Annotated in this window: 24 protein-coding genes; 18 read left to right on the forward strand and 6 right to left on the reverse strand. The window is 72.6% G+C overall.

Features of this window, described 5'->3' with window-relative positions:
• Positions 1-198 precede the first annotated feature (198 nt).
• Entirely contained in the window at positions 199-2580 is a 2382-nt protein-coding gene (locus SM418_RS04235) for a HelD family protein (RefSeq protein WP_371939201.1), read from the forward strand.
• 63 nt (positions 2581-2643) lie between these two features.
• On the opposite strand, the gene SM418_RS04240 is transcribed toward SM418_RS04235, so the two are convergent.
• The gene (locus SM418_RS04240; RefSeq protein WP_163056101.1) at positions 2644-2835 is read right to left on the reverse strand and encodes a DUF4236 domain-containing protein; all 192 of its coding nucleotides are present in this window, start codon (positions 2833-2835) and stop codon (positions 2644-2646) included.
• 212 nt (positions 2836-3047) lie between these two features.
• On the opposite strand from SM418_RS04240, the gene SM418_RS04245 reads away from it, so the two are divergent.
• Positions 3048-5036: a Xaa-Pro dipeptidyl-peptidase gene (locus tag SM418_RS04245; protein WP_371939203.1), complete on the forward strand. Its 1989-nt coding sequence runs from the start codon at positions 3048-3050 to the stop codon at positions 5034-5036.
• A gap of 63 nt (positions 5037-5099) precedes the next feature.
• Here SM418_RS04245 and SM418_RS04250 read toward each other — a convergent pair whose 3' ends face one another.
• Entirely contained in the window at positions 5100-6185 is a 1086-nt protein-coding gene (locus SM418_RS04250; RefSeq protein WP_371939205.1) for a DNA polymerase domain-containing protein, read from the reverse strand.
• Positions 6186-6250: 65 nt separating this feature from the next.
• Here SM418_RS04250 and msrB point away from each other — a divergent pair, with 65 nt between their 5' ends.
• Positions 6251-6652 (forward strand): peptide-methionine (R)-S-oxide reductase MsrB, encoded by a 402-nt coding sequence (gene msrB, locus SM418_RS04255; protein WP_371939206.1) that lies wholly within the window; start codon positions 6251-6253, stop codon positions 6650-6652.
• A 118-nt stretch (positions 6653-6770) separates the two neighbouring features.
• On the opposite strand, the gene hemQ is transcribed toward msrB, so the two are convergent.
• Positions 6771-7469 (reverse strand): hydrogen peroxide-dependent heme synthase, encoded by a 699-nt coding sequence (gene hemQ / locus SM418_RS04260; RefSeq protein ID WP_371939208.1) that lies wholly within the window; start codon positions 7467-7469, stop codon positions 6771-6773.
• Positions 7426-8898, reverse strand: a complete 1473-nt coding sequence (hemG, locus tag SM418_RS04265) for a protoporphyrinogen oxidase (protein ID WP_371939210.1) — start codon at positions 8896-8898, stop codon at positions 7426-7428. The genes hemQ and hemG overlap by 44 nt, the downstream gene beginning before the upstream one ends.
• A gap of 151 nt (positions 8899-9049) precedes the next feature.
• Between hemG and SM418_RS04270 the strand changes: the two genes are divergently transcribed.
• Together SM418_RS04270 and SM418_RS04275 are read left to right on the forward strand one after the other, a co-directional pair.
• Positions 9050-10153 carry a ligand-binding sensor domain-containing protein gene (locus SM418_RS04270; protein WP_371939211.1) on the forward strand — a complete coding sequence of 368 codons (1104 nt, stop codon included), beginning with the start codon at positions 9050-9052 and terminating at the stop codon, positions 10151-10153.
• A 119-nt stretch (positions 10154-10272) separates the two neighbouring features.
• Positions 10273-11256, forward strand: coding sequence for a DUF4349 domain-containing protein (locus SM418_RS04275; RefSeq protein ID WP_371939212.1), 984 nt, complete (start codon positions 10273-10275; stop codon positions 11254-11256).
• Here SM418_RS04275 and hemE read toward each other — a convergent pair.
• Positions 11253-12269, reverse strand: coding sequence for a uroporphyrinogen decarboxylase (hemE, locus tag SM418_RS04280; protein WP_371939659.1), 1017 nt, complete (start codon positions 12267-12269; stop codon positions 11253-11255). The genes SM418_RS04275 and hemE overlap by 4 nt on opposite strands.
• Before the next feature lie 268 nt (positions 12270-12537).
• On the opposite strand from hemE, the gene SM418_RS04285 reads away from it, so the two are divergent.
• The 3 genes from SM418_RS04285 to SM418_RS04295 all read left to right on the forward strand — a co-directional run bounded on the left by SM418_RS04285 (position 12538) and on the right by SM418_RS04295 (position 14897).
• Positions 12538-12753, forward strand: coding sequence for a hypothetical protein (locus SM418_RS04285; protein WP_371939213.1), 216 nt, complete (start codon positions 12538-12540; stop codon positions 12751-12753).
• A 154-nt stretch (positions 12754-12907) separates the two neighbouring features.
• Positions 12908-13474 carry a DUF3000 domain-containing protein gene (locus SM418_RS04290; RefSeq protein ID WP_371939214.1) on the forward strand — a complete coding sequence of 189 codons (567 nt, stop codon included), beginning with the start codon at positions 12908-12910 and terminating at the stop codon, positions 13472-13474.
• A 223-nt stretch (positions 13475-13697) separates the two neighbouring features.
• Positions 13698-14897 carry an HRDC domain-containing protein gene (locus tag SM418_RS04295; protein ID WP_371939660.1) on the forward strand — a complete coding sequence of 400 codons (1200 nt, stop codon included), beginning with the start codon at positions 13698-13700 and terminating at the stop codon, positions 14895-14897.
• 43 nt (positions 14898-14940) lie between these two features.
• Here the strand turns inward: SM418_RS04295 and SM418_RS04300 are convergent, their stop codons facing one another.
• Positions 14941-16596 (reverse strand): long-chain-fatty-acid--CoA ligase, encoded by a 1656-nt coding sequence (locus SM418_RS04300; protein ID WP_371939215.1) that lies wholly within the window; start codon positions 16594-16596, stop codon positions 14941-14943.
• A gap of 151 nt (positions 16597-16747) precedes the next feature.
• Here SM418_RS04300 and SM418_RS04305 point away from each other — a divergent pair, with 151 nt between their 5' ends.
• The 10 genes from SM418_RS04305 to SM418_RS04350 all read left to right on the forward strand — a co-directional run bounded on the left by SM418_RS04305 (position 16748) and on the right by SM418_RS04350 (position 24996).
• On the forward strand, positions 16748-18130 hold the full coding sequence (locus SM418_RS04305) for an aromatic ring-hydroxylating dioxygenase subunit alpha (protein ID WP_371939216.1): 1383 nt from the start codon (positions 16748-16750) through the stop codon (positions 18128-18130).
• Positions 18127-18714 (forward strand): 3-phenylpropionate/cinnamic acid dioxygenase subunit beta, encoded by a 588-nt coding sequence (locus SM418_RS04310; RefSeq protein WP_371939217.1) that lies wholly within the window; start codon positions 18127-18129, stop codon positions 18712-18714. Before SM418_RS04305 ends, SM418_RS04310 begins: the two co-directional genes overlap by 4 nt.
• Positions 18711-19112 (forward strand): hypothetical protein, encoded by a 402-nt coding sequence (locus SM418_RS04315; RefSeq protein WP_371939218.1) that lies wholly within the window; start codon positions 18711-18713, stop codon positions 19110-19112. The genes SM418_RS04310 and SM418_RS04315 overlap by 4 nt, the downstream gene beginning before the upstream one ends.
• A complete protein-coding gene (locus SM418_RS04320; RefSeq protein WP_371939219.1) occupies positions 19109-19894 on the forward strand; it encodes an SDR family oxidoreductase in 786 nt (261 codons plus the stop codon). Before SM418_RS04315 ends, SM418_RS04320 begins: the two co-directional genes overlap by 4 nt.
• Before the next feature lie 26 nt (positions 19895-19920).
• On the forward strand, positions 19921-20118 hold the full coding sequence (locus SM418_RS04325; protein WP_371939220.1) for a ferredoxin: 198 nt from the start codon (positions 19921-19923) through the stop codon (positions 20116-20118).
• A complete protein-coding gene (locus SM418_RS04330; protein WP_371939221.1) occupies positions 20115-21353 on the forward strand; it encodes an NAD(P)/FAD-dependent oxidoreductase in 1239 nt (412 codons plus the stop codon). Before SM418_RS04325 ends, SM418_RS04330 begins: the two co-directional genes overlap by 4 nt.
• Entirely contained in the window at positions 21350-22099 is a 750-nt protein-coding gene (gene phtC, locus SM418_RS04335) for a 3,4-dihydroxyphthalate decarboxylase (RefSeq protein ID WP_371939222.1), read from the forward strand. The genes SM418_RS04330 and phtC overlap by 4 nt, the downstream gene beginning before the upstream one ends.
• Before the next feature lie 37 nt (positions 22100-22136).
• Positions 22137-22514 (forward strand): nuclear transport factor 2 family protein, encoded by a 378-nt coding sequence (locus SM418_RS04340; protein ID WP_371939223.1) that lies wholly within the window; start codon positions 22137-22139, stop codon positions 22512-22514.
• A gap of 274 nt (positions 22515-22788) precedes the next feature.
• Positions 22789-24042: an ABC transporter substrate-binding protein gene (locus SM418_RS04345; RefSeq protein ID WP_371939225.1), complete on the forward strand. Its 1254-nt coding sequence runs from the start codon at positions 22789-22791 to the stop codon at positions 24040-24042.
• 72 nt (positions 24043-24114) lie between these two features.
• Entirely contained in the window at positions 24115-24996 is an 882-nt protein-coding gene (locus tag SM418_RS04350; protein WP_371939227.1) for a branched-chain amino acid ABC transporter permease, read from the forward strand.

Consider the following 24996-nt stretch of genomic DNA (forward strand, 5'->3'; position numbering starts at 1 on the left):
TCGCCGGACAGCCTCACGAAGATCGGTGACCGCCGGGCACCGCGCGGATGACGCCCACCACAACAAAAACGATCTTTTGGGCGGGGCCGGAGGATCACACCTACAAGATCATGCGGCGTGGAGGAAGGGATGCTAAGGTAGCGACTTACAACTTGCGCACAAAAAACCGCATCCTATAAATAGGAGTGTAGTCGAGGTATGGGACTCCGTCAAGCGGACGCTGTCAACCCAGATCGCGATAATTCCGCGCCGCTGCGTACCGAGCAGGAGTACGTCACCCGCGTGTACGCGCGGCTCGACGTCGAGCGCGCGAAGGCCGAGGCGGCGCTGCGCGAAGGGCCGGCGACGGGCGGCGGCGCCGCGTTCCAGGCACGGGTGGAGAGCGCCGTCGCGACCGACGAGGCGGCCCGCCGCCTCGCCCGGCTCGGCGGCGTCGAGCACGCGCTGTGCTTCGGCCGGCTCGACCACCGCGCGGGCGCCGACGGCCCCGGCGACACCTTCTACATCGGCCGCATCGGCCTCCGCGACGAGGACCACGAGCCCGTCCTGATCGACTGGCGCGCCGGCGCCGCCCGGCCCTTCTACACCGCGACGCCCGGCGCGCCCGGCACCCTCGCGCGCCGCCGCCATCTGCACCTGCGGCACCGCGAGGTCGTCCGGCTGGACGACGAGGTCTTCGACCTGGACGGCCTGGACGAGTCGGAGCGGGGCGGCATCGTCGGCGAGGCCGCCCTGCTCGCCACCCTCCGCCGCGGCCGGACGGGCCGGATGAGCGACGTGGTCGCGACCATCCAGGAGGAGCAGGACCAGGTCATCCGCTCGGGCCTGCAGGGTGTGCTCGTCGTCCAGGGCGGCCCCGGCACCGGCAAGACCGTCGCGGCCCTCCACCGGGCCGCGTACCTCCTCTACACGCACCGGGACGTCCTGGAACGGCGCGGAGTGCTCGTCGTCGGCCCGAACGCCACGTTCCTGCGTTACATCGAGCAGGTCCTGCCCGGCCTGGGCGAGACCGACGTCGCCTTGGCCACGGTCGGCGAGCTCTACCCCGGCCTCAGGGCGACCGCGCGGGAAACCGCCGCGGTAGCCGTCATCAAGGGCGACCTCCGCATGGCCGACCTCGTGCAGGCGGCCGTCCACGACCGGCAGCGCGTGCCCTCTGACGGCCTCCACATCGACGCAGACGGCCTCACCCTCAACGTGGACGCCGAGAAATGCGCGGAGATCCGCGACCGTGCGCGTGCTCTGCGTCTCCCCTCCAACGTTCAGCGGCGCCGCTTCGTCCACGACATGCTGGAAGCCCTCGCCGTCAACCGGGCCGAGCAGTACGACCGCATCATGGACGAGCCCCTGGAGGAGATGGCCCGATCAGGCGGGCTCCCTTCATGGCTTCAGGAACTCATCGACGAGGCCGAAGACGAACCCCTCCTGGACGAAGCAGAACTCCGTCTGGTCAAGGAAGCCCTCTGGCAGGACCCGGCCGTCCACAAGGCCCTCAACGAACTCTGGCCCGAACTGACGCCGGAGCAACTCCTGACCGACCTCTACGCCTCCCCAGACACCCTTGCCCGCCTCGGCGCCCAGATCGGCCTTCCCGACTGCACGCTGCTGCACCGTCCGCCCAACTCCCCGTGGACGATCTCGGACGTCCCCCTCCTGGACGAGGCCGCCGAACATCTGGGCGAGGACGACTCCGCCGGAAGGGCCCGGCAGCGCGCCGCCGACGCCGCCCGCGCCGAGGAGGAGCGCTACGCCCGCGAGGTCATCGAGTCGGCCGGCACCACGAACCTGCTCTCCGCGCGCGACGTGATCTCCGCGGGCGAACTGGCCGACCGCCACCACGACGACGGCCCGCCCCTCACCACCGCCCAGCGCGCCATGGCCGACCGCGAATGGACGTACGGCCACGTGATCGTGGACGAGGCGCAGGAACTCTCCGAGATGGCCTGGCGCACCGTCATGAAGCGGGTCCCGACCCGCTCCCTGACCGTCGTCGGCGACATCGCGCAGACCGGCAGCGCCGCCGGCGCCGCCACCTGGGGCCAGATGCTCGACCGCTACGTCCCCGGCCGCTGGCGCGAGCAGCGCCTCCTCGTCAACTACCGCACCCCGGCCGCCATCATGCGGGTCGCCGCCGACGTCCTCGCGGCCGTCGACCCGGGCCAGACACCGCCCGAGCCCGTCCGCGACGACGGCCCGCCGCCCGTCGCGCTCGCGCTGCCGGTCGCCGAACTGCCGTCCCTCGTGCGCGCCGAACTGGCCGAGGTCGCCGGCGACACGCTGGCCGAGGGCCGGCTCGCCGTGATCAGCTCGGGCGCCCGCCACGGGGCCGTGCTGGCGGCCCTCCCGGACGCCGCCGCCGGCGCCACCCCGGAGGCCCTCGACTCCCCCGTCGTCGTCCTGACCGCCGAGGAGGCCAAGGGCCTGGAATTCGACTCCGTCATCGTCGTGGACCCGGCCGGCATCCTGGCCGAATCCCCCAAGGGCGGCCAGGACCTCTACGTCGCCCTGACCCGCCCCACCCGCCGCCTGACGATCGTGCACGACGACGACCTCCCGCCGCTCCTGGCGTCCTTGGAGTGAGGACCTGGCGCGGCAGGACTTCACCGGCGTCCTCCGTGGACGGCGGCGGGCGCCCGCGCGCCGCTAGTCGCGGCGGCCGAGCGAGCGCCGCCAGGACAGGCCCGTTCCGGGAATGCGGAACGTGACCTGGCGGCGCCCGTCGGCCGAGCGGGTGTAGCGGGCGCCGCGGGCGCCGACGCTGTGCCCGACCCCCTTCTTCGACAGATTGATTCGGAACGGTCCCATCCTGATCGCTTTGCGATAGCTCCAACCCATGCCGACGGGGATGCCCGGTGAACGCGCCGAGCATCCCCGACGCCGTTCCCGGACAGACCGAGATCGGGGTTTCGGTCGGACCGGCGACCGCAAGGGCAGGACGTGACCAAATCCGGTCCGAGTTCGTCGTGCGCCGCCCTTTACCGGGCGTCCGGGGGCGAGGAGCGTGTGCCCCCGTAGAGAGATCATTTCTCGGCCCCTGGAGGTGCGGGTTGACCAGGCGATCCGTGGAACGGACCCGGCGGACGATGACGCTGCCGATGACGGTGGCCGCGCTGACCGGCGCGGTGCTCGCGGGCGCGAGTGGCGGTGCGACCGCGCTGGCCCAGCCGTCCCCGGAGATCGTGGTGGAGGACGGCGCGACCCAGCCCGTCTTCTCCTACAAGGACGCGATCCGCGAGCACGTCTACGTCGAGTCGAGCGTGGACAGCGACCGGGACGGCAGGAAGGACCGCGTCAACGTGGACATCATCCGGCCCGCGGAGACCGAGCACGGCCTCAAGGTGCCGGTGATCATGGACGAGAGCCCGTACTACGACAACGCGGGGCGCGGCAACGAGAGCGAGCGCAAGACCTACGACTCCGCCGGGAACCCGGTCAAGTTCCCCCTGTTCTACGACAACTACTTCGTCCCGCGCGGGTACGCCTTCCTCGCCGTGGACATGGTCGGGACGACCCGCTCCGACGGCTGCCCGGTCAGCGGCGGGCCCAGCGACGTCCTCGGCGGCAAGGCCGTGGTCGACTGGCTCAATGGCCGAGCGAAGGCTTACAGACCGGACGGCACGCCCGCGCGGGCGGCATGGACGACCGGCCGCACCGGCATGATCGGCAAGTCCTACGACGGGACGCTCGCCAACGGCGTCGCCGCGACCGGCGTCGAGGGACTGGAGACCATCGTCCCGATCTCGGCGATCAGCAGCTGGTACGGCTACAGCCGCATGAACGGCGTGAAGTACTGGACGGACGAGCAGCCGTGGCTCGCGAGCTACGTCGACACCGACCCGCCGGAGAAGTGCGCGCCCGTCAACGCCGGCCTGGACGAGGGCGAGGACGACGCGACCGGCGACTACAACGCCTACTGGAGGACCGCCGACTACCGGAACGGGACGATCGCCCGCGCGTCCCGCGTCCGCGCGAGCGTCTTCGCCGCGCACGGCGTCAACGACCTGAACGTCAAGGACGACCAGTTCGCCGAGTGGTGGCGGGCGCTCGCGCGGCGCGGCGTCGAGCGCAAGGTATGGCTGACGCAGCGCGGCCACGTCGACCCGTTCGACACCCGCCGGGACGCGTGGGTGGACACCCTGCACCGCTGGTTCGACCACGAGCTGCAGCAGATCCCCAACGGCATCATGCGGGAGCCGCGCGCCGACATCGAGATCGGCCCCGACCGGTGGATCAGCCAGCGCGACTGGCCGTCCCGCGACGCCCGGAACGTCGTCCTGCGCCCCGGTGCCGGCGGCGCCCTCGGCGCGGAACGCGCCGCGGAGGGCACGACGGCCGCGTTCACCGACGCGCCCGGCCCGCGCGGCGACGGCCACGCCGAGAGCGCGATGGTCTCCGACCCGGCGGCGGACCGGCCGTACCGGACGGCGTTCGTCTCCGGCCCGCTCCCCCGGACCGGACGCCTGTCCGGCACCCCCGAGGCCCATCTGAAGATCAAGCTCGACCGGCCCACCGCCAACCTCACCGCACTGCTCGTCGACTACGGCGAGGACACCCGCGTGAACTACCTCGGCTCCGGCTCGGGCATCCGCACCCTCGGCACCGAGGACTGCCACGGCGAGAGCACGCCCGCCGACGACGCCTGCTACCGGCAGACCGAGGTCACGACGGTCACGTCCCCGGTGAACGTGGTCGCCCGCGGCTGGCTCGACGCCCAGAACGACCGCTCCCTGAGCCGCCCGAGGCCCCTGGAGCCGGGCCGGTACTACAACGTGCAATGGGAGACGCTCAGCCAGGAGTACCTCCTGAAGAAGGGCCACCGTCTGGCCCTCGTCCTGGCCGGCACCGACGCCGACTACAACACCGAGACCCCGACCGGCGCACAGGTCACCCTGGACCTGCGCGGCTCCTCGATCACCGTCCCGGTGGCCGCCGCCGGGGACGACCCGACCGCCCTGGTCGCCCCGCCGCAGCCGGCCACGACCTGGCGCGGCCCGGCGACGGTCACCCTTCCCGTCCAGGAGCGCGAGCTCTACTGACCCGGGACGGCCTGCCGCCCGCCCCGGGCGGCGGGCCGGGACCGGGCGGGCGCTCGGTGCCGGTCAGGCGTGGTTATCGGTGTCCTTGCTGGGCTGGACGCGCTTCGGCTCGCCCGGCATCTTCGGATAGTTGGGCGGATAGGGCATGTCGCCCAGTCCGTGGTCCTTCTCGTCGCGGTCGGCCATGTCGAGGAGGGTGTCCAGCGAGAACGACTCGTCATCGATGGACGCGTGGAGGTCGCCCAGTTCGGCGAAACGGGCCGGCATGGTGGCGATGGTGAAGTCGCGAGGGTCGACGCCGGGCAGCTCGTCCCAGGTGACGGGGGCCGAGACGGGGGCGTGCGGGGCCGGGCGGACGCTGTAGGCCGACGCGATCGTGCGGTCACGGGCGTTCTGGTTGAAGTCGATGAAGATCTGCTCGCCGCGCTCCTCCTTCCACCACTTGGTCGTGACTTCGGCGGGAGCACGGCGCTCCACCTCACGGCCGAAGGCCAGGGCGGCCCGGCGGACCTCGGTGAAGGTCCAGCGGGGCTCGATGCGGACGTAGATGTGCACGCCGCCCTTGCCGGACGTCTTGACGTACCCCGTGTAGCCCAGCTCCGACAGCAGGTCGCGGGCCGGGCCGAGGGCCACGCGGACGGCGTCGGAGAAGTCGGTGCCGGGCTGCGGGTCGAGGTCGATGCGCAACTCGTCCGGGTGATCGACGTCGCCCTCGCGGACGGGCCACGGATGGAAGGTGAGGGTGCCGAGGTTCGCGGCCCAGGCGATCACGGCGGGCTCGGTCGGGCAGACCTCGTCGGCGAAGCGGCCGCTGGGGAAGGCGATGCGGGCGGTGCGCACCCAGTCGGGCGCGCCCTTCGGGACGCGCTTCTGGTAGAACGCGTCGGACTTGCCGGCGCCCATGCCGGCCTGGCCGCGCGCGTAGTCCTCGCGGGTGGCCATCCGGGCGCCCTCGAACACCCCGGCGGGCCAGCGCTCCAGGGTCGTCGGACGGTCGCGGGTCGCGCGCAGGATGCCGTCGGCGACGGCCAGGTAGTACTCCACCAGTTGCCGCTTGGTGTAGCCGTGCTCCGGAAAGTAGACCTTGTCGGGATTGGTCACCTTGACGAGCCGATCCCCGACCGGGATCTCGATGTAGGGCGAGGCCATGACTGCACGTTAACCCACGGGCACGACAGTCCCCGGGCACGGCCTCGCCGGGTATTTTCGGAGGCATGGAGAAGATCCGCAAGAGCGAGGACGAGTGGCGGGCGCGGCTCAGCCCCGAGGAGTTCCACGTGCTGCGCGAGGCGGGCACGGAGAAGCCGTTCACCGGCGAGTACACCGACACGAAGACGGTAGGCGTGTACCGTTGCCGCGCCTGCGGGACGGAGCTGTTCCGGTCGGACGCCAAGTTCGAGAGCCACTGCGGCTGGCCGTCGTTCTACGAGCCGTCGGAGTCCGACAAGGTCGTGCTGATCGAGGACCGCTCGCTCGGCATGGTCCGCACGGAGGTCCGGTGCGCGGTCTGCGACTCGCACCTCGGGCACGTGTTCCACGGTGAGGGCTACGGCACCCCGACCGACGACCGCTACTGCATCAACTCGATCTCGCTGACCCTCGAACCCGCCGAGTAGCCGACCCGGCCGGGCCTCAGCGGGGACGGCGGTCTCGCGATGCCGTCCCCGGGCTGTCGGCCGGGGGCTTCGTCACGGACTGGGGCCCTGCCCCCGGCCCGGCCCGTCATCGGCCGTGTCAGGCCAGGTTGGCGACCAGTTCGGCGACCGGCTTGCGGCGGCCGGTGTAGAACGGGATCTCCTCGCGGGTGTGCAGCCGCGCCTTCGCGCCGCGCAGGTGGCGCATCAGGTCGACGATGCGGTGCAGCTCGTCCGCCTCGAACGCCAGCATCCACTCGTAGTCGCCGAGCGCGAACGCCGACACGGTGTTGGCCCGGACGTCGGGGTAGTCGCGCGCCATCTTGCCGTGCTCGGCGAGCATCGCGCGGCGCTCCTCGTCCGGCAGCAGGTACCACTCGAGCGACCGGACGAACGGGTACACGCACACGTAGTCGCGCGGCTGCTCGTCGGCGAGGAACGCGGGGATGTGGCTCTTGTTGAACTCGGCCGGGCGGTGCAGCGCCATCTGCGACCACACCGGCTCGCTCGCGCGGCCCAGCGCCGTCCTGCGGAACCGGCTGTAGACCTCCTGCAGGTCGTCGGACGTGGGCGCGTGCCACCAGAACATGTAGTCGGCGTCCGCGCGCAGGCCGGCGACGTCGTAGGCGCCGCGGGTGGTGACGTCCTTCTGGGCGGCCTGGTCGAGGAGGTCCTGCACCTCGGCGGCGTCCTGCTCGCCGACCGTGCCGGGCTTCGCGACGCGGAAGACCGACCACATCGTGTAGCGGATGACGTTATTGAGTTCGCGTGCCTTCGGCTTGCCCGCCGGCTCGGTCATGATCCACTCCTTCTCGACTGCGCAGATGGTCCAGCACCCGGGTCGCCGCCGCGCGCGCCGAGGCGATGCACGCGGGGATGCCGAGGCCGTCGTAGGCGGCGCCGGCGACGGCGAGGCCCGGCGTCCCGGCGACCGCGGCCCGGACCTTGGCCACGCGGTCGGCGTGGCCCACGTTGTACTGCGGGAGGCCGCCGCCCCACCGGGTCACCCGCGTCTCGGCGGGCAGCTCGGTGACGCCGCACGTCGCGGCGAGCTCGGCCATGGCGGTGGCGACCAGTTCCTCGTCGGCCCGCTGGAGCAGCTGCTCCTCCCCGAACCGCCCGATGGAGCAGCGCACCGCGATGAGGCCGCGGTCGCGGTCGCGCAGGTGCGGCCATTTCACCGAGCTGAACGTGACGGCCTTGACCCCCCGGCCGCCGCGCCCGGGGTCGCTCTCCACGCCGGGGACGAGGTAGCCGCTGCCCTTCGGCAGCCGCGGGAACGCGGTGGCCCGGTAGGCGAGCGTGATGATCGCCATGCTCGCGTACTCGATGCCGGCCAGCTCCCGGGCGGCGGCGGGGACGTCCGGCTGGAGCAGCCGGGACGCGGGGGCCGCCGGCACCGCGACCACCACGGCGTCGGCGTCCAGGTACTCGGGGTCGCGGGTCGGGCCGACGGTGAGCCGCCAGCCGTCCTCGCGGCGGCGCAGCTCGCGGACCGTCGCGCCGGTGCGGACCGTCCCGCCGGCGGCGACGACGTCGGCGGCGACCAGGTGCGGGAGCGTGCCGAGCCCGTCCGGGAGCGTGGCGAACACGGGGCCGGGGTCCTTGGGCGCGGCCTCCCGGATACCCCGGACGGCGCTGATCAGCGAGCGGTGGCCGCGCGCGGCGGCGGCGACCGCGGGCAGCGTCGAGTCGAACGACAGCAGCTCGACCCGGCCCGCGTACACCCCGCCGAGCAGCGGCTCGACGAGCCGGTCGACGACCTCGCGGCCGACGCGGGCGCCGACGAGGTCGGCGACGGACACGTCCGCGCCGCGCGGCGTCTCCGGCAGGACGAGGTCGAGCGGGACGCGCGCGAGGCCGGCCGGCGACAGCACCTGGGAGGCGGCGAGGGCCTTCAGGTCGGAGGGGACGCCCATCACCTGGCCGGACGGGATCGCGCGGAGCGCGCCGCGGCTGAGGATCGCCGAGGAGGTGGTGCCGGGGTTCACCAGGTCGGCGGTACGGCCGAGGTCGCGCACGAGGTCCATGCCCTCGGGGCGGCGGGCGAGCATCGACTCGGCGCCCTCGTCCACGGGGATTCCGGCGATCTCGCTCACGCGCAGCTTGCCGCCGATCTCGGGGGAGCCCTCGAGCACGGTCACCCGCACGCCGGCCCGGGCGAGCGTGCGGGCGGCGGCGAGGCCCGCGATGCCGCCCCCGACGACGACGGCATGGGAGGTGGTCATGCCCTCCAGCCTTCCAGACGCTCCCCAGGATCGCGCACCGGGGCGGCCGGAGCGGCGAGCATCACATCGGGTCCGCGCTGTCTCGCCGGCACCGTTTTTTGTCGCCGGAATGACAAGACCTGGAGCACTGTGCCAGTAGATACTGGCGTGCATGACCTCTTGGAAGGCTTCGCTGGCCGCCGCCGCGGCGCTCCTGCTGGCCGCCGGGCTCGCGTCCCCGGCCTCGGCCGCGACCCGGGGCGACTTCAGGCCGGTGTCCCTGCCGTTCTTCTGGCCGAACAACTACCTCTACGATGTCGAGGCCGCCTCGTCCGACAGCGTCTGGATCTCCGGTCTCCAGGGAGAGCTGATCGTCCCCGGCCCCATCCCGGGGACCGGGCAGACGATCCCGGGCAACCCGGTCGTGCGGCGCTGGAAGAACGGCGGCTGGGTCGAGTACGCCCTCCAGGGCCTGCCGAGCCGGGGCTCGATCGTCGACGTCGACGCCGCCGGCCCCGAGGACGTGTGGATCACCGGCCCCAGGTTCGGCGACGGCGCGTCCGTGTCGGGCCCCTACCTCGGGCACTTCACCGGCTCGCAGTTCGAGCAGGTCGCCCTGCCGTCCGCGTCGAGGAGCCTGAGCCTCCAGGCGAGCGCGGCCGGGGTGTGGGTGACCGTGGACGACGGCGTCTACCGCCGGACGGGCGACACCTGGACGCACATCACCACCTTCCCGAGCGTCTACCTGCAGGAGAGCTACATCCGGGCCGACGATGACATATGGGTCCTCGGCTCCCCCTCCCAGTACGACCAGACGCTCGTGGCGCACCACTGGGACGGGCAGTCCTGGACGAGCGTCCCCGTGCACGAGCCGTCCTTCGGGGGAACCGGCATCACCGACATGATCGCCCTGTCCCCGTCCGACGCCTGGGCCACCGGCATCAGCTACAAGACGTCCCCGGCCTCGCCGGTCCTGATGCACTGGGACGGCACCGCCTGGACGAGCGTCACCCCGCCGTCCGGCCTCAACGCGCTCACCCGCATCGTCAAGGGCGAGCACGGCACGCTCTGGGCTCTCGGCCACTCCCTCGACGAGCCCGCCAAGCCCGGCCTGCTCCGCTTCAGCGGCGGGACGTGGGAGCGCGTCCCGACCACCGCCGTGCCGAACCGGAGCAACATCTACGCGACCGCGCTGGCCGTCGTGCCGGAAACCGGCGCCCTGTGGACGCTCGGAACCGTGAACATCGGCGGTCCCGTCGTGCTCACCGACGGCTGAGGCCATCGCCTGATCACGGTCCGAACGGGGGCCGGGCCGTGATCAGGCGATGCCCGCCTCGTGGCCCGATCGTGATTCATGCCGCGGAACGGTGACCTGTGTCACCTCGTCCAAGCGCCATGCGGATCGTCAGGAACGTCACATGTGCGTTGGTCGTCCTGCTGCTGGCCGGGGTCCTGGCCGCGTGCGGCGGCGGTGACCATTCGTCGAGCTCGGCAACGGACGCGCAGGGAGGCGTCGCGGGCGCCCCCGCCCAGCGAGCCCCCGCCCAGGGCGGGCTCGCCACGGGCGGTAACACCGAGGCCGGCGGGAAGACCGGGCAGGCGTCGCGGGCGCCGCTGCCGAGCGAGTTCCAGGTCGTCCACACCGCGAGCCTCCGGGTCCGGGCCGGGGACGTGGAGGCCGCCGCCGCCAAGGCCAAGCAGATGGTCGCCTCGGCGGGCGGCTACGTCGAGCAGGAGTCGAGTTCGAGCGACCCGGCCCGGTCGGAGATCGCGCTGAAGATCCCCGCCGACCGCTACACCGACGTGCTGAACGCGCTCGGCACGCAGCTCGGCACCAAGCTCTCGCTCTCCCAGGACGCCGAGAACGTCACCGGCGAGGTCGCCGACGTCGACGCCCGCGTCCGGTCGGCGAAGGCGACGCTGGAGTCGTTCCGCAAGCTCCTCGGTCGCGCGAACTCCGTCGGCGAGGTCATCCAGGTCGAGCAGGAGATCGCCCAGCGGGAGGCCGACCTCGAGTCGCTGCAGGCGCGGCAGAACTCCCTCAAGCACCGCACGCAGTACGCGACCGTGACCGTGACGCTGCTGACGAAGGCCCCGGCGCCTGAGAAGAAGGACGAGGAGCGCGGCGGGTTCATCGGCGGGCTCCAGAACGGCTGGGACGCCTTCACCGCGTTCGTCGGCGCCCTCGCCGCCCTGCTGGGGTGGCTGCTGCCATTCCTCGTCACCGCCGCGGTGATCGGCTACCCGCTGTTCGCCTTCCGCCGCCGGCTCCGGCTCCGCGAGCGGTTCGGCGGCCGCCGCAAGCCCGCGCCGGCGGCCTCGCCCGAGCCGCAGAAGGCCGCCGCGGGCTCGGGACCGGCGCAGCAGCCGCCCGCCTAGCCCTCGTTCTCGCTGCTCGCCTCGTGGACGAGGTCCGCGAGGCGGGCGAGGACGTCCGGGTCGGTGGAGGGCAGGACACCGTGGCCCAGGTTGAAGATGTGCCCCTCGGCGGTGCGCCCCCTGGCCAGCACGTCGCGGGCGCGGCGCTCCACGGTCTCCCACGGAGCGAACAGGACGGCCGGGTCGAGGTTGCCCTGCAGCGCCTTGCCCGGCTCGACGCGGCCGACGGCGGCGTCCAGCGGGACCCTCCAGTCGACGCCGACGACGTCCGCCCCGGCCTCGCCCATCAGGCCGAGCAGTTCGCCCGTCCCCACGCCGAAGTGGATGCGCGGCACGCCCAGCGGCTCGATCTCGGCGAAGATGCGGCGGGTGTGCGGCAGCACCGACTCGCGGTAGTCCTCCGCGGCGACCGCGCCCACCCACGAGTCGAACACCTGCACGGCGCTCGCCCCGGCCGCGACCTGCAGCTTCAGGAACGCGATCGTGAGGTCGCCGAGCCGGTCCATGAGGCTCGCCCACAGCTCGGGCTCGCCGTACATCATGGCCTTGGTGCGCTCGTGGTTCTTGGACGGGCCGCCCTCGATCAGGTAGGAGGCGAGCGTGAACGGGCCGCCCGCGAAACCGATCAGCGGCGTCGCGCCCAGTTCCCCGACCAGCCCCTCGACGGCCTCGGTCACGTAGGGGACGTCGTCGGGCACGAGGGGGCGGATCGCGTCGAGGTCGCCCGCCGACCGGACCGGGTCGGCGATCACCGGCCCCACGCCCGGCTTGATGTCGAGGTCGACGCCGATGGCCCTGAGCGGCACCATGATGTCGCTGAAGAAGATCGCCGCGTCCACCGCGTACCGGCGCACCGGCTGCATCGTGATCTCCACGATCATGTCGGGGCGGGTGCACGACTCCAGCATCGGGACGCCCTCGCGGATCCGCAGGTACTCGGGCAGCGAGCGCCCGGCCTGCCGCATGAACCAGACGGGGGTGTGCGGCACCGGCCGCCGGCGGCAGGCCAGCAGGAAGGGGCTCTCGGCGAGCGCGGCCTTTGCGGGCGCCTTCGCGGGCGGCTTCGCGGAGTCGTCGTTCGAACGGGCGGCGTCAGCGGTCACGTTGCGATGGTCCCATGAAACCCCCGCGGGACCGCACCGGGGTGACGGCCGAGCCGAAACGAACTTCCGGACACGCCGAGCGAAGTCCCGCATTCTGTCACCGGCGCGTGCGAACGTGATGCGTGTCATAGCCGAGGGAGGTTCCCCCTTGTACTGCTCCACCTGCGGTGATGAACGTATGTTCGAGCAGCCGCCGTGTCCGGACGGGCACGGTGCGGAGTGCCCCGAGCGGGCCTGCGTCGAGTGCGGCACGGCCATCCTGGTCGGTCTGCCGCCGGTGACCGCCCCGGACCGCGAGGCCGGGCCAGGGAGCAGCCCCCGGACCGGCTCCGCGACCGTCCCGGCGCCCGGCCGAACCGCCGGTCGCGCCGTCACCGTGCGGGCCGTGGCCTGAGCGGCCCGGCCCCCGAAACGAAACCACCTGTGCCGTGCCTGTTTCCCCTCCGCATCCCCCCGTCGCCGCGCGCGGCGGGCCCCCGTCCCGGCAGCACCGACCCGACCCACTCCCCGGCGCCCAGCCACTCCCCCGCGACCAGGCCGGTCCACCCATGAACCCACCTGCCTTCCAGCGGGCCGTCGACACGTTGCGCGCGTTCCTCGACGGCCCCGCCGTCCGGCCGGAACTCGACCTGGAGGACATGCCCGCCCCGCAGCGCCTCGCGCCGCACGCGGCGGCCATGTCCGGCAGCGTCTACCGCGACGACGACACCGAGGTCGCCACCGGGCGCCTCATCGTCCTGTACGACCCGGAGGGCAGACCCGGCTGGACGAACGGGTTCCGCGTCGTCGCCTACATCCGCGCCGACCTGGAGCCCGACATCGCCGCCGACGAGCTGATCGGCTCCGTCGCCTGGGACTGGCTCCTGGAGGTCCTCGAACCCGCCGGGTACGCGGGCGTGTCCGGGACGATCACCCGCGCCGTGTCGGAGAGCTTCGGCGACAAGCGCGACGAGCCGTCCACCACCGAGCTGGAGCTGCGCGCGTCCTGGTCGCCGACCGGCGACGACCTCACCGGCCACGTCGCGGCCTGGTGCGAGCTGATGTGCACCACGGCGGGGCTGCCGCCGTCCGGCGTCGCCGCGCTGCCGGATCGGCCTGACGGCGCGGGCGGTTGAACGACGTACGGTAGGGGGCGTGAGCACAGCGTCCAAGACCGAGGCGGCGGGGGAGAACACGGAAGCAGTGGGAGTGTCCGAAACGCGCGCTACCGGCCCCAAAGGGGAGACCGGTGCGGAGGAGACGGCCGTCGAGCAGCAGCCTGGGACCGTTCCCGCCAGACCGGGGACGGGTCCGGGCCCGGAGGGTGCGGAGGCCGACACCGGTCCCCCGGCCGTCCCGCTGCTGGAGCCGCGCGGCGGGGTCCCGCCCGTGGTCATCGACGCCGCCGAGCTGGACCGTGTCATCGCGGCGTTCGCCGCGGGCACCGGCCCGGTCGCGGTCGACGCCGAGCGCGCCTCCGGCTACCGGTACGGGCAGCGCGCGTACCTCATCCAGCTGCGCCGCGCGGGCGCCGGCACCGCGCTGATCGACCCGATCGCCTGCCCCGACCTGTCCGGCCTCGACGCCGCGCTCGCCGGCGCCGAGATGGTGCTGCACGCCGCCAACCAGGACCTGCCCTGCCTGGCGGAGGTCGGGCTCGTCCCGCGCCGGCTGTTCGACACCGAGCTGGCCGGGCGGCTGCTCGGCTACCCGCGGGTCGGGCTCGGCTCCATGGTCGAGAACGTGCTCGGCTTCGTGCTGGAGAAGGGGCACTCGGCGGCCGACTGGTCGACCCGTCCCCTCCCCGAGGACTGGCTCCGCTACGCCGCGCTGGACGTCGAGCTGCTCGTCGAGCTCCGCGACGCCCTGTGCGAGGAGCTGGAGGACGCGGGCAAGCTCGGGTGGGCGCTGGAGGAGTTCGCCGCGATCCTGTCCACGCCGCCGAAGGCGCCGCGCCCCGACCCGTGGCGCCGCACGTCCGGCATCCACCGGGTGCGCAACCGGCGGGCGCTCGCCACCGTCCGCGAGGTGTGGGCGGCGCGCGACAAGATCGCCCGCGAGCGGGACCTGTCCCCCGGCCGGGTGCTGCAGGACGCCGCCATCATCGAGCTGGCGCAGAAGGCCCCGAAGACGCCCGCCGAGTTGCAGGCCCTGCCCACCATGCGGGGGCGGGGCGCCCGCCGGCACCAGTCGGCGTGGCTGCGCGCCGTCGCCCGCGCCCGCGACCTGTCCGACCGGGCGCTGCCGGAGTCCAACCTCCCCGGCGACGGGCCGCCGCCCGCGCACCGCTGGGCCGACCGCGACCCGGAGGCCGCCAAGCGGCTCACCGCCGCCCGCGCCGTCATCGCCTCGCTCGCCGACGAGCACTCCATGCCGTCGGAGAACCTCGTCCAGCCCGACTACGTCCGCCGGCTGGCCTGGACGCCGCCGGCGGAGGCCTCGGCGTCGGCGGTCGGGGCGGCCCTGCACGACCTCGGTGCCCGCACCTGGCAGGTCGAACTCACCGCCAAGCCGATCGCCAAGGCCTTCCTCCGCCTTGAGGCCAAAGGAGACCTGTGACCCGCGGGCGGCGAGCCCCGGCCGATTTCCCGGCGCCCGCGGGTCAGCGCTCGCTGTAGAAGTCGGCGTACTCCTCGCGCAGAGCCTTCTTGTCGAGCTTGCCGACGCTGGTCCTGGGCAGGTCGTCGACGACGATGATCTCGTCGGGCAGCTGCCACTTGGCGAAGGTGGTGGCCAGGTGGGTCCTGAGCCCGCCGAGGTCCACGTCGTGGCCGGGTTCGGGCACGACCAGGGCCACCGGGCGCTCCTGCCAGCGGGGGTGCGGAGCGCCCACCACCGCGGCCTGGCGGACCGCTGGGTGGCCCGCCAGGGCGTTCTCCAGGTCGATGGAGGAGATCCACTCCCCGCCGGACTTGATCACGTCCTTGAGCCGGTCGGTGATCTTCAGATACCCGTCGGAGGTGATCACGCCCATGTCGCCGCTGCGCCAGTAGCCGCGGTGGAACTTGTCCGTGTCGTCCGACTTCCAGTAGCTCTCGGTGATCCACGGACCCCGGACGCAGATCTCCCCGACCGATGTCCCGTCGTGCGGCAGGAAGGAGCCGCCGGCGCCCAGCAGCCGGATGTCCACCCCGGCCACGGGCAGCCCTTGGGAGCGCTTGAGGTCCCAGAACTCGTGCTCGTCCAGCCGCCCCTCCAGGGACGGCTTGGGCCGGTTCGACGTGACCAGCGGCGTGGTCTCGGTGGCGCCGTACCCGTGGACGATCGAGGCGCCGGTCAGGTCGTGGTAGCCCTTGATCAGGCTCAGCGGCGGCTCGGTGGAACCTGAGATCATCCGTGCCCGGGACAGGTCCGGCGGCTCGGGCAGGGAGCGCAGGTACTCCAGCATCGGCGCGAAGATCGCCGGCGCCCCGTTGGTGACCGTGACCTCGTAGTCCACCATCGCCTGGGCGAGCACGCCGATCTCCTCGGCGGAGAAGCGCCCCGGCAGGACCACCCGCGCCCGCGCGTACACCGCCACCTGCGGCAGCCCCCAGCACTGGGCGTGGAACATCGGCGTCGTCAGCAGCACGTTGTCGTGGTCGCCCACCGCCTGGTCGGCCGCCCACATCATCGTGTGCAGCACGATCCCCCGGTGGGAGTAGAACACCCCCTTGGGACGTCCCGTGGTGCCGGTGGTGTAGCACGCGCTGTAGGCCGAGGTCTCGTCGATCACCGGCCAGTCGAACTCCTCGTCCCGGCGGGCCAGCAGCGCCTCGTGGTCCAGGGGGTCCGGCAGCGAGGTCTCGATCTCCGGCAGCGGCCTGTCGCTCATCACCACCCAGTGCCGCACCTGCGGGCACCGCGCCGCCAGCTCCTCGGCCTGCCCCAGCAGCGACTCGTCGACGCACACCACCGTGGCGCCCGCGTGCTCCACCACGTACGCGAGGTCGTCGGCGGCCAGCCGCAGGTTCATCTGCAGCATCACGGCGCCGATCCCGGGGATCGCCCAGTACAGCTCGAAATGCCGCAGGTGGTTCCAGTCCAGGACCCCCACCACGTCGCCCGGACCCACGCCGATGCCGGCCAGCGCGTGCGCCGTGCGCGCCACCCGGCGCCATGTCGCCGCGTACGACGTCGTGCGCCACTCACCGGCCGCGTCCCGGAAGACGATCTCCTGCTCCGGATGGGTCGCCACCGCCTGGCGGAACAGGTTGGTGGTGTTCAGCTGGTAGCTGTCCCCGTGCGTCGACGGATGACCGGTCACGAAATCGGACAAGGTGCCACCTTTCCGCCCGACGCACGTCGGGGCTGGAGCATGGATCGACTGCCTCACCGGCAGCGAGTTCTCTTGATATCAGAAACGTACTCCTTGACAAGGGAAGGCCCTGTAGCCAGAATTTGTTTCTGGACTACAGAAAGAGGTCTCCGTGTTCGACCTGTCCGACGTCGTCGGCCACGTGCGCGACGGGATGCTGCCGGCGCACATCTACAACGACTCCGAGGTCTTCGCCGCCGAGCGGGAGACGGTCTTCGCGCGCTCCTGGGTCTTCCTGGCGCACGAGTCGGAGATCCCCCAGGCCGGCGACTACGTGGTCCGCCGCGTCATGGAGAACTCCTTCATCGTCAGCCGCGCCAACGACGGGACGGTGCACGCCATGTTCAACATGTGCCTGCACCGGGGCATGCAGGTCTGCCGGGCCGAGCAGGGCAACGCCTCGCACTTCCGCTGCCCGTACCACGGGTGGTCCTACCGCAACGACGGCCGCATCGTGGGCCTGCCCTTCCACCGGGAGGCGTACGGCGGAGAGGCCGGCTTCAACAAGCGCGGGCAGCGGCTCCTCCCCGCACCGGCGATGGACACCGTCAACGGCCTGATCTTCGTCTCCCTGGACCCCGACGCCCCGCCGCTGCGCGAGTTCCTCGGCGACTTCGCGTTCTACCTGGACTACTACACCCGGCAGAGCCCGAGCGGGGTCGAGGTGCTCGGACCCCAGCGGTGGCGGATCAAGGCCAACTGGAAGATCGGCGCGGAGAACTTCGCCGGGGACATGTACCACACCCCGCAGACCCACGCGAGCGTCGTGGAGATCGGGCTGTTCCGCGAGCCGAAGGCCGAGAAGCGCAAGGACGGGACGACCTACTGGGCCACCGGCGGCGGGGGCACCACCTACAAGCTCCCGCCGGGGACGCTCGAGGAGCGGCTGCGCTACGTCGGCTACCCCGACGAGATGATCGACCGGATGAAGCAGGTCTGGTCGGCCGAACAACTCGACCTGATCGGGCGCGACGGCTTCATGGTCTCCGCGGCGTCGATCGTGCCGAACCTCAGCCTCGTCCACAACTGGCCCAGAGTAGCCGACTCCGACGACGTGCTCCCGTTCGTGTCGCTGCGCCAGTGGCAGCCGATCAGCGAGAACGAGACCGAGGTGCTCTCCTGGTTCCTGGTCGATAAGGAGGCCCCGGAGGACTTCAAGGCGCTGTCCTACAAGGCCTACCTGATGTGCTTCGGCAGCAGCGGGATGTTCGAGCAGGACGACGTGGAGAACTGGGTCTCGCTGACCGCCACCGCCGGCGGCACCATGGCGCAGCGGCTCCTCCTCAACGGCCGGATGGGCCTGCTGCCCGACGGCTCGACCATCGTCCCGCCCCTGGGCCGCGACCGATGGGCGGGCCCCGGCGAGTCCCGGGTCGGGTACGGCGAGTACAACCAGCGCCACCTGATGAACCGCTGGGCCGACTTCATCGAGGCGGGGCCCCTGCGGCCGGCCGGCGTCAGTGTCGGCGCCCCGGGACGGGACGGTGCCCGGTGACCGCGCGCAACCCCGTCTCCTCGGCCGACAGCCCCCTCGGCGCCCGGGCCACCAAGGCCGCCCCGGTCGGCGATCCGCTCCCGTTCTCTGATCCCCTGCACCTGGCCGCCCACCAGTGGCTGGTCGAGGAGACGTACCTGCTGGACCGGCAGGACCTCGAGGAATGGCTCGCCCGGATGACCGAGGACGTCCACTACTTCATGCCGATCCGGGTCACGACCTCCCAGGGCGCCGGCTACGACACCGCCCGGCGGATGGCGCACTTCGACGAGGACCTCTACTCCCTGGAGCGCCGGGTCGCCCGGCTGCGTACCGAGCACGCCTGGACCGAGGACCCGCCGTCGCGGCTGCGCCACCACCTGTCCAACGTGCGCACCTTCGCCACCGACGTGCCCGGCGAGATCCTCGTGGAGTCGGCGGTCCTGCTCTTCCGCAGCCGCGGCGACGTCAACGAGCCGTCCCTGGTGTCGGCCGGGCGCAGCGACGTGCTGCGGAGCGCCGGCGGCGCCTGGCGGCTCGCCCGCCGTCACATCACGGTCGACGAGTCGGTGCTCCGCACCCAGAACCTGGCGGTCTTCCTGTGAGCCTGCACTGGGAGTGCGAACTCGAGGACCGGGGCCGCGCCCGGGAGGCCGCGCAGGAGCTGGCGGCCCTGCGGGCGGGGACGGTCGGCGAGCCCCTGACCCTCGGCAACGAGTTCGCCGAGGCCCGGGTGAGCCTCGTCCGGACCCGCAACGGCGTGCGCCTCCTGATCGAGGCGACGCGATCCGGGCAGTGGGTCACCCTGGACCCGCTGGAGCTGGAGGCCCTCACCTGGCAGGGGACGGCGACGTTCTCCGCGATGGTCGGCCGTCCGTTCACCTCCCTGTTCCCCGAGCAGGACGACACGGCGCAGGATGACACGGCGCGGGCCGACACGGGGCAGGACGACACGGGGCAGGACGACACGGGGCAGGACGACACGGGCGAGTCGACCTCATGACCGCCCCCGTGCTGGAGGGCCGGCGAGCGCTGGTGGTCGGCGCCGGATCGGGCATCGGCCGCGCGGTGGTGGAGCGGTTCACCGCCGAGGGAGCGGCGGTGGTGGCCGTGGAGCGCGATGAGGCCAAGTGCGCGGACCTGCGCGCGGCACTCCCCGGCGTCGACGTCGTCCAGGGGGACGCCTGCGAGGCCGCGGTCAACCACGACGCGGTGGACCGCTGCCGGGAACTCCACGGCGGGCTGGACGTGCTGGTCCACTGCGTCGGCATCTTCGACTTCTACCGCCCCCTCGACGCCGTCGCCGAGGATGCCTTCGACGACGCCTTCGACGAGATGTTCTCGGTCAACGTCCGAGCGGCCATGCACGGCGTCCGCGCCGCCCTGCCGGAGCTGAGGCGCAGCCGCGGCTGCATCGTGCTGACGGAGTCCACCTCGGCCTACCGGCCGGGCCGCGGCGGCGCGCTGTACATCTCCACCAAGTTCGCGGTCCGCGGACTGCGCATCGCGCTGGCCCACGACCTCGCCCCCGAGGTCCGCGTCAACAGCGTCGCCCCCGGGGGCACCGTCGGCACCCGGCTGACCGGCGCGCAGTCCCTGGGGCTGGACCGTCAGCACCTCGACGGTCCCGACCGCGCCGCGAGCATCGCCGCCCGCGTCCCCCTTCAGGTGGCCCTCTCCGGCGAGGACCACGCCTGGAGCTACCTGTTCCTGGCGTCGCCGATGTCCCGGGGAATGACCGGCACCGTGCTGCACAGCGACGGCGGCGCCGGCGTCAAGAGCTGACAACGACACGAGAACCAGGAGCCCGAGTGCCCGCCCTGACAGTGAACACCGGAGTCTGCCAAGGCTACGCCAGCTGCGTCATCGCGGCCGACGACTACTTCGACATCGACGACGACGGCCTCGTCGTGCTGCTGGCCGCCGAGGTTCCGGAGGCCGACCGCGAACGCGTCGACCGCGCCGTCCGCAGCTGCCCCGCCGCGGCTCTCCGGCTCGAGGGAGCATGACCGGCGACCTGGTGATCGTCGGCGCGTCGGTGGCGGGCGTCGCGGTGGCCCGGACCCTGCGCTCCGGCGGCTTCACCGGCCGCATCCGCCTGATCGACCGGGAGGCGGAGGAGCCCTACGACAAGCCGCCCCTGTCCAAGGGACGGCTCGCGGAGCCCGTCCGGCTGCTCACCCGCCCGGAGGCGGAACGGCTCGGCCTGCAACTGCTGCTCGGCGTCGAGGCCACGGGCCTGGACACCGCGTCCCGCCGCCTCGCCCTGTCCGACGGAAGCCGGTGCGGCTACGGCGCGCTGGTGATCGCCACCGGGGTCCGGGCGAGGCCGTCGCCCTGGACCGGACCCGGTGTCCACACGCTGCGGACGCTCGCCGACGCGCGCGGCCTCCATGCCGCCCTCGCCCGCGGCGGCGACCTCGTGGTGATCGGCGCCGGCTTCATCGGCTCGGAGGTCGCCGGCACCGCGACCGCCCTGGGATGCCGGGTCACGCTGGTGGACCCGCTGCCCAATCCCCCGGCCCGCGTCGTCGGCCGCAGCGTTGGCGACCGGATCCTCGCGTGGCACGAGGAGGCAGGGGTGAGCCTGAGGCTGGGCAGGGGCGTTCGGGCCCTGGACCACCGCACGGACCGGATCGAGGTTCGGCTCGACGACGGGGAGGTGCTCCGCGCCGACCACGTCCTGGTGGGCATCGGAGCGGAGACCGACGTGAAATGGCTGGCCGGGTCGGGCCTTCACCTCGAAGACGGCATCGCCTGTGACCGGTACGGCCGCGCCCTCGGGGCCGAGCGCGTCTTCGCCGCCGGCGACGTCGCCGCCTGGGCAACCGCGGACGGCGCCGCCGGCCGGCGGGTCGAGCACTGGGCCTCCGCCCAGGAGCAGGCCAGGTGCATCGCCGCGACCCTGCTCGACCCCGCGGACCCCCGGGCTCCCGGTGAGGTGCCCATGGTGTGGAGCGACCAGCACGGCCGCACCATCCAGGTGCTCGGTGCCGTGGACCCCGATGTCGAACCCCGGATCGTGGAGGACGAGGACCGGCTGCTCGCCCTGTGGGGCGGCGGACGCGTGGCCGGCGCGGTGTCGCTGGGGTGGCCGCGCGCCTCCCTGGCCGCACGCCGGGCCATCGCCGGCGGCACGCCGTTGGCCGCGGTGCTCGACGCGGTGACCCGTCCGAGGCCGGCGCCCCGCCGCGAGCCGGCACCCCTCAAGGAGACAGCACCCCTCAAGGAGGCCACCCGATGACAGTGGACGTCCACGACGACGACCTCCGGGAGCTCCGGCACCAGCTGGCGCTGGGGTGCCGCGTGCTGGCGGCCCGGAAACTCTCGCCGGGGTTCCTCGGCCACATCAGCCTCCGCCTCGACGACGAGCGGATCCTGGTGCGGTGCCGCGGCCCGCAGGAGTCGGGCCTCGCCTCCACCACCGCGCGGGACGTGCGCGTGGTCACCCTCGACGGCGGACCCGGCCTCGCCGGGGAACTGGACGGCTGGACCGTCCCGCACGAACTCCCCCTGCATGCCCGGATCCTGCGCCGGCGCCCCGACGTCCGGTGCGTCGTGCACGCGCACCCTCGCCGCACGGTCGCCGCCGACCTGGCCGGCCTGGTGCTGGAGCCGCTCGTCGGCGCCTACGACATTCCGGGCTCCGCCCTGGTGGCCGGCGGCATCCCGGTGTACCCCCGATCGGTGCTGGTGAGCAGCGACGCGCTGGGGGACGAGGTGGCCGCGCACCTTGGCGACCACGCCGCCGCACTGCTCCGCGGGCACGGGGTGGTGGTCACCGGCGGCTCGGTCCCGGAGGCGGTGCTCCGCGCCGTCTCCATCGACGAGATCGCGCACCTCTGCCTGCTCGTCGCCTCCGCGGGAGGTCGCCCCCGCGCCATCGACGAGGCCGACCGGGCCGCACTCCCCGACCTCGGAGGAAGCCTCAACCTGGACGTCGCCTGGCGCCACGAGCTCTCCCGCCTGCCCGCGGCCCCCCGCTCCTGATCCGACCTAACCGTCCACCCTTCGACGAGGAGCCCCGTTGTCCGACCACATCACCGACATCACCCAGCTCTACGCGCGCTACAGCCTCTCCATCGACGCCCGCGACCTGGAGTCCTTCCGCGACTGCTTCACCGCCGGCGGCGGCATGGAGATCACCGGGGGGCCCGCCTTCGCCGGCGCCGAGGGTCTCGCCAAGGTGATCGCCGGTCGTACGGCGGAGTCGCCGCGCCACGAGAACAGCAACGTGCTCATCGACCTGGCCGACGACGAGCGGGCGACGGGGCGGGCCTACTTCGTGCTCCGGGGCACGGACGGGCAGCCGGCCGCCGCGGGCGACTACCTGGACCGGCTGGTCCGCACCGAGGCGGGATGGCGCTTCGCGCACCGCCAGATCACCTTCGCCTGGCGAGGCTGACACGAGTCCCGCTCAGGCCGGCACAGGCTCCAGCCGAGACGGGCCCCAGCTGACACGGGCCCCAGCTGACACGGGCGGCCCCGCTCCAGCACCCCCCGGCTCCGGCGCTCCTCCAGCTGGAACGTTCCAGCTCCGTGACGGCCGGACAAAGCGCTGTTCACGACCACTTCTCCAACTTGCAGAGCTTCTCTCTTCTCTTTCCGTATAGTCTGGTCTAATCTTTGTGACCCGTGTCACCTGCGCGGATCCATCGACCGAGAAAGACGAACCCCCCATGCTCAGAAAGTCACTGACCGCGCTGGCGGTCGCCCCGCTGCTGACTCTGGCCGCATGCGGCGGCTCGGGCTCCGGCAAGTCCGGGACCGGCGCCGACGGCGTCGCCATGGGCCCCGGGGTCACCGACGACGAGATCAGCGTGACCGTGATCAGCGACTTCTCCGGGCCCATCGCCCAGGGCGGCATCGCCGGCTCGCTCGGTGTCGAAGCCAAGATCGACCAGGTGAACCGCGAGGAGGGCGGCGTCTGCGGGCGCAAGGTCGTGGTCGACAAGCGCGACACCAAGTACGACCCGCAGATCACCACCCAGCAGTACCGGGCCGCGGCGCCCAAGAACCTGATGGTTGCCCAGTTCGTGGGCACCGCCGGGCTGAACGCCGTCCGGACCAGCATCGAGCGGGACGACATGCCCACGCTCTCGGCGTCCATCAACACCCAGACCCTCGACCTCCCGAACGTCTACGTCGCCATGCCGCCCTTCGAGGTCGAGCTCATCAACGGCCTGGTCTGGGCCGCCGAGAAGGCCGGCGCCGCCGCCTCCAAGACCGTCAAGGTCGGGTTCGTGACGTCGGCCGACGAGACCGGCAAGGTCTACCTCGGCGCCCTCAACCACGCGGCGAAGGCCACGCCGGGCGTGCAGGTCGTCGCCGAGCCGACCTACACCAACGCCGACAAGGACTTCACGGCCCAGATCAACAGCCTCAAGAGCGCCGGCGCCGAGATCGTCATGCTGGGCGTCACACCCGCCCAGACCGCCGGCATCATCGGCCAGTCGGCCCAGTTCGGCTACAAGCCGACCTTCGTGTCCAGCTCCGGCGCCTGGTCGTCCAGCCTCGGGAAGCCCCTGAAGGGCCTGCTGGACAACTACTACGTCTCCGGCGGCTACGGCACCCTCAACGACGACAACGCCGGCATCCGGGCGCTGAACAAGGCCCGCGAGGCCTACGCCCCCGACGCGAAGCCGGACAACTTCGAGGTCGGCGGCTGGATCAACGGGACCGTGGTCGTGGAGGCGCTGCGCAAGGCGTGCGAGGCCAAGACGCTGACCCGTGAGGGCGTCAAGAAGGCGATGGTCGACCTCAAGGTCTCCTTCGACGACATCCTTCCTCCGATCGACCTCGGCGACGGCAACTCGATCGTGAGCTACCAGTCCCGCATCAACAAGATCGGGAAGGACGGCGTGCAGGAGCCGGTCGCGACGTTCTTCGAGTCCCCGGCCGCGAAGTCCTGGGGCGCGTCCAGGGGCAACTGACGACCTGGGGGCGGGGGCCCGGCCGGGCCCCGCCCCGGGCTCCACTCCCACACCCCGACCGAGGTTTTCCAGATGACCCTCTTCCTCCAGCTCGGCTTCCAGGGCGTCGCCCTGGGGCTGGCCTACGGGCTGATCGCGCTCGGTTTCGTGATCATGTTCAAGGGCTCCCACACCTTCAACTTCGCCCACGGCCAGTTCGTGGCCGTCGGCGCCTACGCCGTGCTGATCCTGCTGCCCCGGATGCCCTACGTGCCGGCCTTCCTCGGGGCCGTGGCGCTCACCGTCGGCCTCGCGCTGGTGGTCGAGCGGCTGCTGATCCGCGGTCTGATCGGACGGTCGGTGACCGTCGTGGTGCTCGCCACCCTCGGCATCTCGACCATGCTGCACAACGTCATCCTGATGGTGTGGGGGGTCGGCAGCCATGACTCGGTGGGGCCGATCGGCGCCGGCACCACCTCGGTGGGCTCGGTCGTGCTGCCCAACAGCGCCCTCGCCACCGTGGCCGTCTCGGTCGTCGTCCTGGTCGCCGTCGCCCTGTTCTTCCAGCGGACGCGCTACGGGCTGGCGCTGCGCGCGACCGCGAGCAGCCAGGAGGCGGCGATGGCCCAGGGCATCGACGTGGGGCGGATGTTCGCGCTCTCCTGGGCGCTGGCGGCGTTCCTCGCGGTGACCGCGGCGGTCTTCCTCGCCTCGTTCCCCCGCGTGGTCTCCCCCGACCTCGGCGACCTCGCGCTCATCGCGATCCCGGCGATCGTCATCGGAGGCATGGACTCACTGGTCGGGGCCGTCGTGGGCGGCCTGGTCGTCGGGCTCGCCCAGGTCCTCGGCTCCGGCTACCTCAGCGACGTCGGCGGCGGGCGCCTGCACGACGTGCTGCCCTACGTCCTCATGCTCCTGGTCCTCCTGGTCCGGCCCTATGGCCTCTTCGGCAGCCGCAGCATCGAAAGGGTCTGA

This window comes from Actinomadura chokoriensis, from assembly GCF_041463665.1.
Taxonomy (GTDB): domain Bacteria; phylum Actinomycetota; class Actinomycetes; order Streptosporangiales; family Streptosporangiaceae; genus Spirillospora; species Spirillospora chokoriensis_A.

Bases quoted from the DNA above. Each gene is read 5' to 3' on its own strand.
- SM418_RS04235 (WP_371939201.1), top strand. From the start codon at position 199: ATGGGACTCCGTCAAGCGGACGCTGTCAACCCAGATCGCGATAATTCC.
- SM418_RS04240 (WP_163056101.1), bottom strand. From the start codon at position 2,835: ATGGGTTGGAGCTATCGCAAAGCGATCAGGATGGGACCGTTCCGAATC.
- SM418_RS04250 (WP_371939205.1), bottom strand. From the start codon at position 6,185: ATGGCCTCGCCCTACATCGAGATCCCGGTCGGGGATCGGCTCGTCAAG.
- msrB (WP_371939206.1), top strand. From the start codon at position 6,251: ATGGAGAAGATCCGCAAGAGCGAGGACGAGTGGCGGGCGCGGCTCAGC.
- hemQ (WP_371939208.1), bottom strand. From the start codon at position 7,469: ATGACCGAGCCGGCGGGCAAGCCGAAGGCACGCGAACTCAATAACGTC.
- hemG (WP_371939210.1), bottom strand. From the start codon at position 8,898: ATGACCACCTCCCATGCCGTCGTCGTCGGGGGCGGCATCGCGGGCCTC.
- SM418_RS04270 (WP_371939211.1), top strand. From the start codon at position 9,050: ATGACCTCTTGGAAGGCTTCGCTGGCCGCCGCCGCGGCGCTCCTGCTG.
- SM418_RS04275 (WP_371939212.1), top strand. From the start codon at position 10,273: ATGCGGATCGTCAGGAACGTCACATGTGCGTTGGTCGTCCTGCTGCTG.
- SM418_RS04285 (WP_371939213.1), top strand. From the start codon at position 12,538: ATGTTCGAGCAGCCGCCGTGTCCGGACGGGCACGGTGCGGAGTGCCCC.
- SM418_RS04290 (WP_371939214.1), top strand. From the start codon at position 12,908: ATGAACCCACCTGCCTTCCAGCGGGCCGTCGACACGTTGCGCGCGTTC.
- SM418_RS04320 (WP_371939219.1), top strand. From the start codon at position 19,109: ATGACCGCCCCCGTGCTGGAGGGCCGGCGAGCGCTGGTGGTCGGCGCC.
- SM418_RS04330 (WP_371939221.1), top strand. From the start codon at position 20,115: ATGACCGGCGACCTGGTGATCGTCGGCGCGTCGGTGGCGGGCGTCGCG.
- phtC (WP_371939222.1), top strand. From the start codon at position 21,350: ATGACAGTGGACGTCCACGACGACGACCTCCGGGAGCTCCGGCACCAG.
- SM418_RS04345 (WP_371939225.1), top strand. From the start codon at position 22,789: ATGCTCAGAAAGTCACTGACCGCGCTGGCGGTCGCCCCGCTGCTGACT.
- SM418_RS04350 (WP_371939227.1), top strand. From the start codon at position 24,115: ATGACCCTCTTCCTCCAGCTCGGCTTCCAGGGCGTCGCCCTGGGGCTG.